The sequence below is a fragment of the Petrimonas mucosa genome (genome assembly GCF_900095795.1).
GTDB classification, from domain to species: domain Bacteria; phylum Bacteroidota; class Bacteroidia; order Bacteroidales; family Dysgonomonadaceae; genus Petrimonas; species Petrimonas mucosa.
Genome location: NZ_LT608328.1, coordinates 2320819 through 2333431, shown reverse-complemented (window position 1 = coordinate 2333431; position 12613 = coordinate 2320819). Strand labels below are relative to the sequence as shown.

Annotated in this window: 8 protein-coding genes; 4 read left to right on the top strand and 4 right to left on the bottom strand. The window is 42.0% G+C overall.

The genetic code is table 11. The features are described from left to right. The first annotated feature begins 3 nt into the window (after positions 1-3). The gene (locus ING2E5A_RS09425) at positions 4-1773 is read left to right on the top strand and encodes a DUF4091 domain-containing protein (RefSeq protein ID WP_161941983.1); all 1770 of its coding nucleotides are present in this window, start codon (positions 4-6) and stop codon (positions 1771-1773) included. Between the two features lie 111 nt (positions 1774-1884). Further along, on the top strand, positions 1885-5976 hold the full coding sequence (locus ING2E5A_RS09420) for a hybrid sensor histidine kinase/response regulator transcription factor (protein ID WP_071137189.1): 4092 nt from the start codon (positions 1885-1887) through the stop codon (positions 5974-5976). 75 nt (positions 5977-6051) lie between these two features. Here the strand turns inward: ING2E5A_RS09420 and ING2E5A_RS09415 are convergent, their stop codons facing one another. Next, positions 6052-7263, bottom strand: coding sequence for a transposase (locus tag ING2E5A_RS09415; RefSeq protein ID WP_071138300.1), 1212 nt, complete (start codon positions 7261-7263; stop codon positions 6052-6054). 182 nt (positions 7264-7445) lie between these two features. Here ING2E5A_RS09415 and ING2E5A_RS09410 point away from each other — a divergent pair, with 182 nt between their 5' ends. Both ING2E5A_RS09410 and ING2E5A_RS09405 read left to right on the top strand, forming a co-directional pair. Beyond that, positions 7446-8528 carry an MBL fold metallo-hydrolase gene (locus tag ING2E5A_RS09410; RefSeq protein WP_071137188.1) on the top strand — a complete coding sequence of 361 codons (1083 nt, stop codon included), beginning with the start codon at positions 7446-7448 and terminating at the stop codon, positions 8526-8528. A gap of 71 nt (positions 8529-8599) precedes the next feature. Further along, positions 8600-9499 carry a DUF6528 family protein gene (locus ING2E5A_RS09405; protein ID WP_071137187.1) on the top strand — a complete coding sequence of 300 codons (900 nt, stop codon included), beginning with the start codon at positions 8600-8602 and terminating at the stop codon, positions 9497-9499. Between the two features lie 106 nt (positions 9500-9605). Here ING2E5A_RS09405 and ING2E5A_RS09400 read toward each other — a convergent pair whose 3' ends face one another. The 3 genes from ING2E5A_RS09400 to ING2E5A_RS09390 form a co-directional block, all read right to left on the bottom strand. Further along, positions 9606-10835, bottom strand: coding sequence for a Gfo/Idh/MocA family protein (locus ING2E5A_RS09400; protein WP_071137186.1), 1230 nt, complete (start codon positions 10833-10835; stop codon positions 9606-9608). Beyond that, a complete protein-coding gene (locus tag ING2E5A_RS09395) occupies positions 10832-11116 on the bottom strand; it encodes an ester cyclase (protein WP_276744682.1) in 285 nt (94 codons plus the stop codon). The genes ING2E5A_RS09400 and ING2E5A_RS09395 overlap by 4 nt, the downstream gene beginning before the upstream one ends. A gap of 159 nt (positions 11117-11275) precedes the next feature. Beyond that, positions 11276-12607 (bottom strand): hypothetical protein, encoded by a 1332-nt coding sequence (locus ING2E5A_RS09390; RefSeq protein ID WP_143102584.1) that lies wholly within the window; start codon positions 12605-12607, stop codon positions 11276-11278. Positions 12608-12613: the final 6 nt, after the last annotated feature.

Here is a 12613-nt window from a genome sequence, read left to right as displayed (position 1 = left end):
AGCATGTTAGCGCTTTTGCTACTTGTTGGATGTACGATTAAAAAAGACCATAATGAAAATTGTAAAAATTATGAAGAGGCATCGATAAAGGTGGATGTGTTATCCAATTGGCGGGTATTACCCGATGGCATTCATAGTTCGTTTTCCTCTTCGGATATTCGATATGAGAAGTTCGAAATTCCCGTTGTTAATTCATCAAAACAGTGGAATACTTCCGGTTGGAGAGGCGAAAGATTAAGTGGGCAACTTGTATTGTGGAGCAAAGCGAATGCGGATGAAGTGTCAATAAGGTTCACTGACTTACAGGGTGAGAATGGCGCCATGATTTCTAACGAAAATATTGGTTTTAATTTTATCCGCTACGTGATTACAGATGAGTTTGCCGAAGGATGTAGTCCGCAAGAACGTAAGCCAGAGAATTACAAGGAGATACTGAGTGCTGATGTGTTGGATAATACCAACTGTTTATCCATAAGAGGGGAGACAACTCAACCCGTATGGCTTTCCATCGATGTTCCGGGCGATGCAACCCCGGGTTCATATACTGCTTCTCTGGAGTTGCTAAAGGGCAACGAGGTGATTGAAACTTTGGCAATACACCTTGAAGTACAGGCTCAAACATTACCCTCACCGAGCGAATGGGTGTTTCACCTTGATTTGTGGCAAAACCCATTTGCCGTATCCCGTGTGGCAGGAGTTGAAAATTGGTCACAGGAACATTGGGAGGAATTACGACCGGTGATGAAAATGCTGGCTGATGCCGGACAGAAAGTGATTACAACCACGATAAACAAGAAGCCGTGGGACGGACAGACAGAGGATGCCTATGAGTCGATGATTGAATGGGTTCTGCATGAAGATGGGAGCTGGAGCTATGATTACTCAGTTTTTGATAACTGGGTCCAATTTATGTTTGACATGGGCATCGATAAACAAATTAATTGCTACTCGATGGTTCCATGGGGTGATCTGTACTACTACGATGAGTCGAAAGGAAAAGAGGTGTCGGTTACGCTTGTGCCAGGTACCTCGACATATAATGATTTTTGGAGACCTTTCCTGATTAGTTTTGTAGAACATCTGGAGGAGAAGGGATGGAGAGAGATCACCTGTATTGCGATGGACGAGATTGAAGCGGATGTGATGAAGATAATTCTCGACCTGTTGGATGAAACAGCTCCTGGACTGGGTGTCTCACTTGCAGATAAGAGTCAGAGTTACAGGATATTCCCAGATCGAATTGCAGACTTGTGTGTGGCTCAAGGTTTTGTACTTAATGAGAATGATCGTGATTTTCGGTCTGAAAATGGTTTTACAACCACATGGTATGTATGTTGTGCACAAGAGTTTCCAAATGTCTTTACCTTCTCTGACCCGGCTGAAGGAGTCTTTATTGCATGGCATACCATTTCTGCCGGACTGGACGGTTTCTTGCGATGGGCATATAACAACTGGGTAAAAGAGCCTCTGTTGGATTCCCGTTTTCGTGCATTACCTGCTGGTGATACATACATTGTTTATCCAGGAGGGCGCAGTTCTGTACGTTTTGAAAAACTACGCGAGGGTATACAGGATGTTGAGAAACTCAGAATTTTAAAAACAAAGTTAATGACCTCTTCCACCAACGAAGCTTCCAAAAAGTTATCTGAGTTGGAAAATATAATGAAACATTTTCAAATTGTTGAACGGCCGGACAACCTCAATTCAATTTTAAAAGATGGAAAGAAATGGTTAGATGAAGTCTCGTTGATGTTTCCCGATGAAGCACTTTAAGAGTCGTACTTGCATGACAAACAGTCGTTACGTGGCAACTATTTGGCAATCCGGATTGTTTTTTTGTATTTTTGTAATCATATAACACATTCCTGATTAAAAACTTCGTGGATGTTTAAGATAACAAACATAAGTCGACAATATTTTGCAGTTTTTTTGTTCCTTATTTTATCTTGCAAGGCACATTGTACCGGCAGTGAGCCTAGTGGGTTTTATGATTTGAAGTTTTTACCGATACAATCTGAGATTTTACCTTCGAATGATGTGCGGAAATTATTTCAGGATTCAGATGGTTTTGTCTGGTTACCTACCTATAACGGATTGGCTAGGTTCGATGGATATAATGTGCTGACTTTTGAAATAATTGACGAAAACGAACGCATCGTTAATACATGCATTAACGTTGTGGAGGAGGATGAAGAGAGGCAGATGTGGATAGGGACCGAAAGAGGCCTTTACGTATTGGACAAGTTCACAGGTAATATTGCAGCTGTGAACAGTAGTGAGTTACTCGATTGTAATATTGCAGACTTGTTGATCGATTCAGAGAATAATTTGTGGGTAGGTACCAATAAAGGTTTGTACAGAAAGCGAAAGGGCGAAGAGGATTTTCAAAAAATAACGTATGAGGATCTCTCACTTAGTATAACTTCTATCACAGAAGACGGCAATAAGAATCTTTGGATTACGGGTTGGGATCAGGGAGTTTATAAATATAGCATCAGATCGGGAAAATTTCGTTCTTTCAATGATGGAATTTTAAAGAAATCTCATGTGATCTTTACCGATACAGACCATAATCTGTGGATTGGTACCTGGGGCGAGGGTCTGCTGGTTGTTACGAACGACAAGGGTAATTACGAGAGTGATGGAGAACTCCAATATAAACAGTACAAGAATATAAAAGGGAGTGACAATTGTATCTTAGATAATATTATTTATGAGATCGAGCAGGATGACATATCCGGTTCCTTATGGATTGGCAGTAGAAGTGGTTTAACCATTCTCCATAGAGATGCCGCGAACCCCAGCTTCGAAAATTACGTTCCCGACAATAGCTTTGGCGGGTTACCATTTAATGAAGTGAACTCTATCCTGAAGACGAGAGACGGTGTAATGTGGATTGGCATGCTTGGCGGTGGGGTATGTAAGGCCATTACCGGGGATGTAAATATTCATACTGAGGAACTCAATAGTGTGCGTGAAAGATACCAGACTAGTTCCGTGAAAAGTATTTTATATGATGATGAGGAGTTTTACTGGATGGGAATTGCCGGATATGGCATGATCAGATACAATTCTGCAGATAACAGTTTTTTGAACTATAATGAATTACCCTCACTGAAATCGTTGCCCTATACCTCGTTGGTAAATACGATTATCAAGCGAGAGCTAACAGGTGAGATCTGTTTTGGTACCTGGAATAATGGGGTTTGGATATATAACAAGCACACGGGAGACGTGAAAACAATTACACAAATGAACGAAAGACAGTTTGTGGATGACTGTGTATTTGTTTTATTTGAAGACTCAAAATTTAATTTGTGGATTGGCTCACGTAATGGCATCTATATTTATACAGCAAACGGTGTTTTTTATACGCTGAATGAATGGCTTGGTGTTGATGCCGGGCTTAACCAAGTGCAGATTTCAGGTATAAAAGAAGATAAGAGGGGGAATATTTGGATAGGAACAAATTACAATGGCATCATAAAAATTAGTGTCGTCGATAAAAAAGTAAGACATTATACAGTCGGAAAGGGGATGAATGTAAAAAACATCAATACGCTTTTTGTGGATTCAAATAATCGCATTTGGGCAGGTACAATAGGGAACGGTCTTTATTACTATAATCCGAAGGAAGATTATTTTCTCCCTACCACTTCTATCCCTAACATCGAGAAGAAGTCTATTACCAATATCATTGAGGACGGAAATAAGAGAATTTGGATTACGACCAATAATGCGGCTATAGCTTTTTTCGTGAACGAAGACTATGAATTTGAAAATATCATATATTTCTCTGACGATTACAGTTTCCATGAGTTTACTTATAATAAAAATGCGGCAGTGAAGAGAGAGGACGGATCGTTAATTTTTGGAGGAACTCAGGGTTTTAAAATAATTGATTCGGACAATATAAGCCATTCGGAAGCTGTTTGGCCGTTGGTGCTGACCGACCTTAAGGTGAATGGTGTATCGGTGAGGGAGGGCTCTTTGCCTTCTTTGAAGAGGGATATTAATTATACCGACAGGATTATCCTTTCCCATACTGATAATAATATTCAGATTGATTTTGCGCTGTTAAATTACTCTGATATTAAAGAGAATATCTATACTTACATTTTGGAGGGGCATGATGTTGCCCCCTTGTTTACAGGTGCACGGAATTATAGTGCAGTTTATACCAATTTACCTGCTGGCGAGTACACTTTCCGGTTGCTTGGTGCTCCTGAGTATGGTGATTGGGTGAGGGAGGAGAAATTGCTTAAGATCAAGGTGCTACCTCCACCATGGTTGTCGAAGTGGGCAATTACTTCTTATGTGATTCTTTTTTGTGCTATCATGTATTTCATTTTTAGGTTTATACGTTATCGGATTAAAATGAATTACAAGGTGCAGATGAGTGAATTGCAGCGGCAGAAGGCAGAAGAGGTGAATCATGCCAAGCTTCAGTTTTTTACCAATATTACACATGAACTAATGACGCCGCTGACGATTATCACCGCCTCGCTGGAGAACATGAGTAAGAAGGAGATGAATCCACTTTATAGTATGATATCTGTACAGAGTGTCAGGCTGATGCGACTTATTCAGCAGGTATTGGAATTCAAGAAAGTCGAGTCTGATAATGTGAAGCTGGTGGTGACACATGCCAATATTTCCAATTTTATAAAGAGTTGTGTGGAGGCATTTAGACCGTTGGTAAAAAGGAAGAATTTAAAAGTGACTTATGAGAGTTTCCCGGAGGAGATCTTTGGATATTTCGACTCAGATAAAGTCGATAAGATAATTTACAACTTACTTTCTAATGCAACGAAATATACTCCTGATGGGGGGAAAATAACAGTCAAGCTTTCCGATACCGTTGAGAGAGGTTTTCAGCTTTCCGTGATTAACGAAGGAGAGCTTATGGATAGTGAGAAGATTGGGCATTTATTTAGTAGATTCTATGAGTCTGATCACAGGAAGTTTAATACCATTGGTCATGGTATTGGCCTTTCACTTGTGAAAGATTTAGTTACTATTCATAAGGGTAAAATAGCGGTTTTCAGTAATAAGGAAGTGGGGAACTGTTTTAATGTTACACTGCCTTTGAAAAGGGAGGCATATAGTAGTGAGGAGATAGATGATACGATTGATCCTGATGTGCCTTCCTTTTTTATACCGATTACTACGGAAGATGAGGCACTTGTAGAACTGCATGAGGATTCGTTGTCTAACTTGACTCTTTTGATCGTGGAGGACAGTGAGGATCTTAGACAATTGGTATCAAGCTTTTTCTCCAATTACTTTCACGTCAAGACCGCATCGAATGGAGTGGAGGCGATCAATATTTTGGAGGAAGGGGCTATTGATCTTATCGTATCTGATATTATGATGCCGGAGATGGATGGAATTGAGTTATGCAGATTCGTGAAGAATAAGTTCGAGTTTTGTCATATCCCCGTTGTATTGTTGACAGCAAAAGATACCGAAATAGATGAGATTGAGGGATATAATTCGGGAGCCGATGGTTATGTGAAAAAGCCTTTTAACTTCACGTTGTTGTATGCTCAGGTGAACAATCTTTTGAAAAAGCAGGAGAAGAGGAGGGCAGACCTGAAAAAGCAGGTGGTCTTTGAGATTGGTGATTTAGAATATACCTCCTTGGATAAGCAGTTTTTGAATGATGCCATTGAATGTATCAATGAGAATATCAAAGATACGGAGTTTGATTTGGAAAAATTTTCGGTTCTCATGGGGCATTCAAAGAGTACGCTTACCGAGAAATTGAAAATGCTCACTGGATTTACCCCAACTGCTTTTATTAGAGAAATCAGGCTGACATCGTCCTATAAATTGTTGAATGAGGAAAAGAAAATCCGAATTGATGAGTTGGCATCTGCGGTAGGATTTAGTGATCCTAAATATTTCAGTACTTGTTTTAAGAAAAAATATGGTATTTCTCCCAGCAAAATATTGAAGAATCAGGAGATTTAGTAGCGTCCTTTTGTATATTAATTGTTTTTACCCGCATGATATAATTCAATAGTTCGTTAAAAATATAGTCTCGAGTCAAGCATCAATGGCTGCAAACTCAATGAGTTCTTTGACAAGTTTATCATTTAATCTTCTGTTCGGTTTAATGCCAGACACGCAAATAAATCGCTCAAGCAGGTAGGCATTGTGTATCATTGTTTTACATGATGCCATCGAAAAGGGGATGCCTTTCTCCTTTGCCAGCACCTTTGCCAGGTTTATTGAGGTAAGAGACGCATTAAAGTTGAACGATAGCTTTGCTACGTCCCTTGCCTGCGATTGCATCAGTCCTGTGAAGCCTTTTGCATCCCTGAAGCAAAACTCGATCTGAAAACGGGTGCGGTAAAATTCTATGACATCTTTTCCACTCGTCTTAGGATTTGTTGAGAAAAACAGTTTTGGTTTTTTCCCATCTTTGAAATACCAGATGACAAGCCTGACCATCTGTCTAAGTGATTTGGAATAGGCTATCAAGGTGTAGAGATCACCGTTATCAATATTGATCTTTTGCACTCTAGTTGTATCCAGGTTGGCCATGTCAATCTTACCGTCGTAGAGTTTAGGTCTTCCTTTCTTGCCCGTTGGTTTCTGCAGTGTTGGATAATAAAGTGCGGCGTCATCCCTGAAACGGCTGACCAGATCAAACTTCATCTCTTGCAGACCCGTAACGAAGTTGTTCTTTGCGAAGTAGGCATCAGCAACCACGTAACGGCTTGTCCGATGGAGTTTATCCCGCATCGATTTAATGACCAGCAGGTACCAGTCGATCAGGTTCGCATCACGACTCTCCAGGGTTTGACGGTCCGGAGTCTGAACGGCCTGTAGACTGATGCAATCCTTGTTGTCGACGTCTATAAGGCCCACTCCCAGGATTTCCAATCCTCTTTTCGCCTGACCGGCTGCACCCGACCAGAAGTAACCAATCCAAGGGGTATTCTTTCCTGATTTGGATATATAACTGGGATCAATGGCAATTGCCTTGCGATCTCCGGTTAATACCCTATCAGACAAAGACAAGTTAAACTCCAGCCAATCAAAATCCTTCGAGAAGTTCTGGCGAAATCGCTGTTCACACGACTTGCCATATCTCCCCAATTGTAGGAAATTAATCCTGCCGGGAATGACCAGATACAAAATAAGCGTCTCCATAAGGAATGATTTGAAACTTTTGTTTAACTTCGTAGTTAGTTCACCTAGAACATCACTACAGATACCTTTATATTGGTTAAGTATGCTGGTTCTATCCATCTTTATTAGACTTTGATCAGCTATAAAGATACTGATAATCAGATACTTAACCATCTTTTTTATGTTAAACTATGTTATGTAAATCATTGAATTTTAATTGGTTAATTGAATATTTACCGAAGTATTGTTTTATATTACACCGAATAAATTGTAACTTCGGCTCGAGAAAACTATAGATTGCTATGGGACACAAAAAAAATTCATTTCCGCTCCTTGCGGTCATATGTATGCTTGTTGCCACATCTTGCAACAACAAAACAGATACTTCGGAAGATGTTGCCGCTTTTATCATACCGGAAGCGCCTGCCAATTTTTTTGGAAAGCCGGACGAATATCTCGACTGGCAGTCGGCTTCGTTGTTGAACATTGTCAGGCCGATCCTTTTAAAATATCCACCTCAGGTGGATGAGCCGAAAGATCGTCAAATGGCTATGGTGTTGCTGGATGCCGTTTTCCATGACGAAGGAGCACCGCACCGTAGCTCCGTCCAGAATTTTCACCATCAGCAGATAGTGACTGCTCTGGATGAAATTGAAAGGACGGAGGTGTCATCTGGCATGAAGATCTGGAAACTGTACGATATGGGTATCATCGTGCGTACCAAAAGCATTACCGTTGCCTTCGACGTCACGAGGGGATACTCGTCGGGTTCGGAAGACTTCGCCTTGGCCGACGATGTTTTGCAGAAGCTTTCAGATCACTGTGATCTACTCTTTATCAGCCATTACCACAGGGATCATGCCGATGAGGTCGTGGCCAGGATGTTTCTGGACAGGGGTAAACCTGTTGTGACGCCTCCCGATATCTGGGCTGGTAAAGAGACTCATGATAGCATCACCCACCTGGAAAGGAAAGCGCATGAAATACAGAAATTGAGGCTGGATAACAAGCAGCTGGATCTGGAAGTGGTTGTCTATCCGGGTCATCAGGGTGCCGACATCCTGAATAACGTTGTGCTTGTTATTACTCCTGAGGGATATTCTGTCTGCCATACCGGCGATCAATCGTTGGGTGATGACTTCTCCTGGATAGACAAGGTTGCAGAGCACCATAAAGTGGATGTTTTAATTCCCAATTGCTGGACTACCGATCCTCTTCGGTCCGCCAAAGGGTATGCGCCAAATTTGATTATTCCTGCCCATGAGAATGAGCTGGGGCACACTATCGATCATCGTGAAGCCTACGCATTGGATTATTCACGTTGGGACGTTCCTTTCAACAAGATTATCATGACTTGGGGAGAGTCTTTTCACTATAATCGGTAACCAATTTGATTACAACATACATTTAACAACAGAAACTTGACCCCCAAGCGGGATTACCTAAACTAAAAACAATGACTGGATTGAAATTTACTGCCCAGCTTATTCTTGGCTGGTTGCTCTTTTCTGCCGTATCGTGCAATAAATCCACAGTGCCTCAGGAAATTATTGTGGGAGGTGACAATGTGGTGATGATCCTCGATTTTCCCAACTCTACCGACACCGATTTAAAAGTCAACTGGTATCTGAAGACTTCCGAAGTCCAGAACATGCCAGATACCATGATCAGGCGGATGAAGACCGTGGATGATCACAAGTCGGTGGACAACAATACCAAGATCCTGATCTCTTCTTCCAGTGGCGGGACTATCATGGTGGATCGCGAAACCAAAGAGTGCCTTTTTTATGCCATCACACCAAATGCACACTCTGTGGAGTATCTTCCCGGTGACCGGATTGCAGTTGCATTGTCGATAACTGAAAAAGGTAACCAGCTGCAGATATATGATGCCGACCGATCAAATAGCGTGCTGTTCAGCGACTCGCTCTACTCGGGTCATGGTGTTATCTGGATTGCACAACGAGATCTGCTCTATGCACTGGGATATGATGAGCTGAGGGCTTATTCCCTGGTCGACTGGGATACCCCTAATCCCTCTTTGAAACTGGAAGAGAAGTGGACTCTGCCTGAAACGGGTGGACATGAACTGTATGCATCTTCTGTAAATCAGTTGCTGATATCCACTTCCAAAAATGTGTGGAAGTTTGATCTGAAAAAGGAGACCTTTGAGGTTTTCGCTCCCCTTGCCGACGTTCCTGATGTCAAATCGATCTATTTTGACGAAAAAACAGGTCACCTCATCTATACCAAGGGTGAGATCAGTTGGTGGACCCACAACATACACTCTGTAAATCCATCCAAAACCATAACAATCCCCGAAGTTGACCTGTATAAAGTGAGGGCCATCAAATAGATTCCATTCCGGGGGCTCCATTCTGACAAAATAGAGGCTGTCTCTTTGCGGGAGGCAGCCTCAACATACTACCAGGTTCATTCACCGGTTAAAAGTAGAGTCAATATCATTTATCAAATGAGGGTATTTTAAGAAGTTCACCTCCCTTCATGGCTGATGCATGGGCTACAATACCGGGTGCAGTCATTGCCAGAGCCTGATAAATATCTACTTCAGGAGTACGGTCCGTCACAATTGAATCGATAAATTCATGAGTGATAAACGTATGGGAACCTTCATGACCACTGTCGTGACGCAACGGTTCAGGCAGCATGTCGGTACTCCACCAGTTGGGCGTATTATACTCTTCGACTGAATTTTCCGCTACATCAAATCCTCCATCGTCCTTGATCCTTTTGGCTCCAGCTTTGACCAAGACAGTACTTGACATGGGGCCATGAGACATGATGAAACTCATTTTGTCGCCATGCCACTCTCCACGTTCTGACGGTCTTAATGCTCCTTTCCAATTCACCTCAACTGAAAAGGGCAAGCCATTGCTGGTCTTGAAATGTGCCGATTCATTCCAGAAAGGATTGTTGTATATGTTGTCCTGGAGAATAGGGTCGTTGTCGCCCCAACCAATACAGCTGACTTCGGTCAGACGTTCTCTGGTCAATCCAACCACAAAACTTGTGCAATGGGTTGGATATAGCATTGGAGGCAATCCATGCCGCCATGTTTTTTCCCCGTTTTCAAAATACAATGTTTCTAAGCCCGGATGGTTATATTGTGCTGCAAAACCTATAAAGTTACCAAAAGCATCCTCTTTGTAAAACTGTTTCACAGATATCATCCGTTGTCTCCATACACTGGTTTCAGCCATCATATATTTGAGACCTGTCTTCTTTACCGTCTCTAATATTTCATGGCATTCATCTATTGTCATTGCTGCCGGAACAGCACATAACACATGTTTCCCCGCTTTTAATGAGGCGATTACATGTCTGGCATGATCAGGTGCTCCTGTAGCGATAAAGACAGCATCAACCTTGGGGTCTTTGACAAGTTTCTCGAGCGACTCGTAACTCTTTGAACACCTGTATGTTCTTATTAAGTCGTTCCTGCGTTCCGGAATCAGATCACTTACGGCTTCCACTATACAATCGGGATGATTCTGGAACTGGAATCCCAGCCCGAACCGGCCTCCAATGATTCCAATTCTCACCTTCCGGTTTCTCTTCATATTTCGTGAAAAAAGCATATCAGGTTTTATGGCCAATGCCGTAGCTCCTATTCCTGCTGTCTTGAAAAAATCACGTCTATTGATCTTATTTGCGTTTGATTTCAGATTCATACGTTTTTAATTATTGCTTTTTTTGTTTTTTGTAGAACATTTGTATTCGCAGCTCCCCCATGTTCCACAATCTTGTCGTTAACGAGACGGTCGATGTTAACCCTGGTAATCACCAACTTTTTCCCGGAGGTTTTGATTCCCAGCCACTCTCCAAGATGAGTGCCCTCGGTTATTATTTTGGAGATGACATCATCGTTATCGGCATATTGACGAACAATCCGGATCCTTAAATCGGGATATGTTTTTCTGACATCGACAACATCTTGTTTCATCACCTCTATCCCGATTAGAACAGAATTTTAGCCAATCCTTGCAGTACACTCCGCCGCAACATATTTCCCGATCTCATCTATCAGATTGTTTGAAACTATATTTCTGTAAAACTATTTGATTAATAGTTTATTATCCATGAGATGTCCTCCTGGTAGATTTTAAACCATTTACTCAACGGTCAGTAGAACGCCACATCCCGGTGCCAGCCATTTTTGTTCGCCAGAAAATGAGACGCGACCCCGATAGAATTGGCTGACAATCATGATTCGTCCTTTTTCCTTGAATTCTATGTCGAATGAAATTGAGGAGTGCATGTTTTTGTTGACTACCATGGCATACGGTTTTCCGTTGGGATCCACAAATTCACCGATCAATAGTGGAGTGTCGCTGATTGATTTGACAAGCTTTGCCGATTCGAGGCCCTGGCTATATTGCGGGATGTTGCCGGTATGAAATACATTGATGCTTTTCAACTCCTTGTACACTGGAACAAGAGAATGTATTTGGAGGTTGATGTTTCGCATCATCTTCCAGGTCTTTGTGCGGTAGCCGAAACGGTCAATGGGAGCGAGTCGATAATTACCAACCTGTGGTGTGTAATAGGTGAAATATCCAATTCCTTTTCCGCCGTAGGCTAATGTAGAGTAGACTTGAATGGCCAGTGTCGCATCCGAGGGTTCGGCATAATTGAAGTGAGCGTTAGATAAAATCACGTTCCAGAAAGGAATGTCTGCCTGTAATGATCTGAGTCGGATCAATTCTAAGTTTCTGTAAAACCGGTCTTCATCCAATCGCCCGCCTTCGAAAAGTGAGTAGTTATCATAAGAGATGTAGGGGGGATTGCAAATATCGACATACTTGTTGAGATATTCCATGTAATCATTCGTCCCGAATTGTTCCAAACTGGCGCACTCGGGAAAAAGATTGATGTAAGGTAAAACACCTATCTTTTTAATTGCTTCAGACCAGACTTTCAATTTTGGAAAGAGTGAGGCGTTGGGTTCATCACGGACATAAATTGCATGGATAGTCTTCCGGTCTTCGGGGTCGGAAACTGATGCCATAAGTGTACTGATCTTTTCGTCCGCTTCTTTCTGCGTGATCTCCTTCTCTGTATCGATACCGGCTGTAATAATACCTGCCAGTCGATTGTTTCTGATGTACTTGAGGTTTTGTACTCCGGTAAATCCACTCGTGTTGAATCCGCAATCGTAAAGATCTTTCATCATCGCGTTGATATCTGCAATGTCTCCCCATTCTCCTCTTGAAGGTGAATCCGGCATTCCGCCCCAGGGAAAGATTATAAATTCAGAAGGGTCAACCCGTGCGTAATTTGTCGTCTTTTGAACAGCGGTGCTCTCGTTGGAAGAGTTAGGCTTTTCAACAGTTAACGGAAGTTCCGGCCTTTTGGTCGCGAATGCAACTGACGTAGCTGTCGATGCGGTAACGGCCGACACTGCGGTGGCCAAGAATTTTCTACGTGTTTGATTTGTTTTCATAAGTAA

Bases quoted from the DNA above. Each gene is read 5' to 3' on its own strand.
- ING2E5A_RS09410 (WP_071137188.1), top strand. From the start codon at position 7,446: ATGGGACACAAAAAAAATTCATTTCCGCTCCTTGCGGTCATATGTATG.
- ING2E5A_RS09420 (WP_071137189.1), top strand. From the start codon at position 1,885: ATGTTTAAGATAACAAACATAAGTCGACAATATTTTGCAGTTTTTTTG.
- ING2E5A_RS09415 (WP_071138300.1), bottom strand. From the start codon at position 7,263: ATGGATAGAACCAGCATACTTAACCAATATAAAGGTATCTGTAGTGAT.
- ING2E5A_RS09405 (WP_071137187.1), top strand. From the start codon at position 8,600: ATGACTGGATTGAAATTTACTGCCCAGCTTATTCTTGGCTGGTTGCTC.
- ING2E5A_RS09400 (WP_071137186.1), bottom strand. From the start codon at position 10,835: ATGAATCTGAAATCAAACGCAAATAAGATCAATAGACGTGATTTTTTC.
- ING2E5A_RS09425 (WP_161941983.1), top strand. From the start codon at position 4: ATGTTAGCGCTTTTGCTACTTGTTGGATGTACGATTAAAAAAGACCAT.
- ING2E5A_RS09390 (WP_143102584.1), bottom strand. From the start codon at position 12,607: ATGAAAACAAATCAAACACGTAGAAAATTCTTGGCCACCGCAGTGTCG.